Source organism: Flagellimonas taeanensis (genome assembly GCF_003584105.1).
Taxonomy (GTDB): domain Bacteria; phylum Bacteroidota; class Bacteroidia; order Flavobacteriales; family Flavobacteriaceae; genus Flagellimonas; species Flagellimonas taeanensis.
In genome coordinates this window covers 1-1,734 of sequence record NZ_QXFO01000020.1, presented here as the reverse complement: position 1 = coordinate 1,734, position 1,734 = coordinate 1, and the positions used below count along the sequence as shown (strand labels likewise).

Genomic DNA, 1,734 nt, shown 5'->3' with positions numbered 1-1,734 from the left:
AGCATTGCTCACATAAAAGTTGTCGATGGAAAAGCTGCCCCCACCTTCTTTGTAGAAAAGGGCACCTTCATCACTGGTGGGACCTACCACGGTGATGTTGCTCAAGGTAGTCGTGGTCACAGGGGTGGCATCGCCATTGTCCCCGTTGTTGGAACCTTCGATACCTGCTTTTGCACCACCAGCGATGTACCAGTAGCTTCCGTTACCGGTCCAACCATCTGCGAAGTCGATGGAATCGTCACCGCTTCCTATGGATACAAGGTAGTTACCGCTTACGGTGCCTCCGAAGAACTCGATACCATCGTCACCACCATTCAAAGACTGTACATATTCGAAAGTGGTTCCTGAACCAACACCGAAGAGGGATACACCGTTGAACTCCTTATCGTTGGAGAAAGTGGCCCCGGTATATTCCACACGAAGGTAGGTGATGGAACCAGAATCGTCATCGGCAGTGGCACCACCATAGGTAAGGTCACCTACCTCAGTGGTCACGTCCACCCCTTTGTTGGTAGGGGCATCACCTGCAATCACCAATCCACCCCAATCGCCAGGGGCAGGAGTCTCGCTAGAAGAAGTCATCACCACAGGAGCTTCAGCAGTACCATTGATGAAAATCTGGGCACCTCTTTCAACACCGATGAAAGCGGCAGTACCTCCAGAGGCCTTGATCACGGTTCCGGCAGGAATGGTCAATGATCCACCCTCTTTAACGATGAAAGAACTTGTGAGAAGATATTCGATTGAAGCACTCAAGCTAACATCTCCAGTAACTACACCGGCCAAGTTTTCACTTATAATTTCGCTGTTCTCCAAACCAATGGTCCAGCCAGCCGCCCAATCAGGGGAATTGGCACCATTTCCGGCTCCTGTTGCAATACCTTCGGTATAGAAGGCTTGGTTTGCACCGGCATAATTGGTTATAACGAACCCTTCTGGAATATTGGCGAATTGAATATTCGTGATATCCAAATCACCAGCTTCAATACGAACACCGGCAGGAGCATCACTAGCAGTTACATTGATGCCTACTGGAGCATTGCTCACATAAAAGTTGTCGATGGAAAAGCTGCCCCCACCTTCTTTGTAGAAAAGGGCACCTTCATCACTGGTGGGACCTACCACGGTGATGTTGCTCAAGGTAGTCGTGGTCACAGGGGTGGCATCGCCATTGTCCCCGTTGTTGGAACCTTCGATACCTGCTTTTGCACCACCAGCGATGTACCAGTAGCTTCCGTTACCGGTCCAACCATCTGCGAAGTCGATGGAATCGTCACCGCTTCCTATGGATACAAGGTAGTTACCGCTTACGGTGCCTCCGAAGAACTCGATACCATCGTCACCACCATTCAAAGACTGTACATATTCGAAAGTGGTTCCTGAACCAACACCGAAGAGGGATACACCGTTGAACTCCTTATCGTTGGAGAAAGTGGCCCCGGTATATTCCACACGAAGGTAGGTGATGGAACCAGAATCGTCATCGGCAGTGGCACCACCATAGGTAAGGTCACCTACCTCAGTGGTCACGTCCACCCCTTTGTTGGTAGGGGCATCACCTGCAATCACCAATCCACCCCAATCGCCAGGGGCAGGAGTCTCGCTAGAAGAAGTCATCACCACAGGAGCTTCAGCAGTACCATTGATGAAAATCTGGGCACCTCTTTCAACACCGATGAAAGCGGCAGTACCTCCAGAGGCCTTGATCACGGTTCCGGCAGGAATGGTCAATGA

1 protein-coding gene is annotated in these 1,734 nt (G+C 50.7%); it reads right to left on the bottom strand.

The features are described 5' to 3' along the window. Window positions 1-1,734 (bottom strand): hypothetical protein (locus D2V93_RS18655; RefSeq protein ID WP_119619429.1); only part of this gene is annotated, 1,734 nt, incomplete at both ends.